The organism is Streptomyces klenkii, assembly GCF_003626645.1.
GTDB classification, from domain to species: domain Bacteria; phylum Actinomycetota; class Actinomycetes; order Streptomycetales; family Streptomycetaceae; genus Streptomyces; species Streptomyces klenkii.
On the sequence record NZ_RBAM01000106.1, the window covers coordinates 1 to 1,288 of the forward strand.

A 1,288-nucleotide genomic window follows, 5' to 3' on the forward strand; every position below is an offset into this window, starting at 1 on the left:
GGACGGCAGGTCTGGGCCGCGGTCGTCGCCCGGGACGGCAGGCAGCTCTCGGCCACCGCCCTCCAGCGCGCCGCGTTCGACGAGGCCGAATCCCTGCGCACGCACGAGCCCCGGCTGCGGCAGGTCCTGCGCGACATCGCCGAGGCCGAGACGATCGACGCTCTCGCCCGCCTGCTCGGCCCCACCGCCGCGCGCCGCCTGTCCACCGCCCCCGCCTGGCCCGCCCTGCACGCCCAGCTCCTCCGGCTCGCCGACGCCGGCATCGACACCGACCGCCTGCTCCGCCGCACCTACCACGCACCCGGCGCGACACCGGCGAACGACCCCGCCGCCGTCCTGCACGCCCGCAACCGCCGCGCCCTCGACCCCGACGAAGGCGGCAGCCCCACGCCGTTCGTCCGCCGCCCGGACGCTCCCCGCCCCGCGACGGCCGCCACCTACGAAACGGCCCCCGCCGCCGGGTCCGACATCCTGACCGCGCTCGGCCTGCGCCTCCCCTCCGCCGGCTCCCCCGACTCCCCAGACTCCGACGACGACCGCCGCGTCTACGCCCGCGCCCTCGCGCGCCAGCTTGCGGAACGCGCCACCGCCCTCGCCGAACAGGCCCGCCACGCGGAGTGGGCCACGGCCTACGGCCCCGACCACGAACGCGTCGCCGCAGCCGCCGCCTACCGCGACCTCGCCGACTACCGGGGCGCCGACGCCACCGGCCCCGCGCCGCCGCCCGAGCACAGCCACCACCGCGCCCTGTGGCGCGCCGCCCAACTCCCCGCCGACGACGCGGCCCTGCTCTCCGGGGCAACGACCTGGCTCGGCGCCCGGCCAGCCCCGGAGCACCGCCTTCGCCCGCTGTGGGACGAAGCCGCCCGCGCGATCGCCACCTACCGCCGCCTCTGGAACCACGGCGCGGAGCACGACGCCCTCGGCCCCTCCCCCGCCGAACCCGTCCAGGCCGCCGACCACGCCACCGCCCGCCGGGCCGTCGCCCGCTGGCGCCGGGCCACCGCCGGAAGCCACCGCCCCGAGCCCGTCACCGCCCACGCCCACGCGGCGGCCGACCGCCGGCTCGCCGCCCAACGCGCCGCGGCCCGCGCGGCTCAGGAAGCGCAGGACCTCACCAACCGCGCCGCCGTGGCGGCAGCGGCGGCCTCACCCCGCGCCGCCGAACTGGCCCAACGCGCGGCCCAGGCACGGCTCCACGCCGAGGAGGCCGCCGGGGAACGGGAGGCCGCCCGCCGACGCCTTGAACGGTCGGCCCCCGACCTGCTCCCCTCCCGCACCGACGCCC

At 80.1% G+C, this 1,288-nt stretch carries 1 protein-coding gene; it reads left to right on the forward strand.

The window, feature by feature from the left end; genetic code table 11:
- Positions 1-1,288, forward strand: a 1,288-nt coding sequence (locus D7231_RS36760) for a serine/threonine-protein kinase (RefSeq protein WP_479685691.1), incomplete at both ends; no start/stop codon positions are given.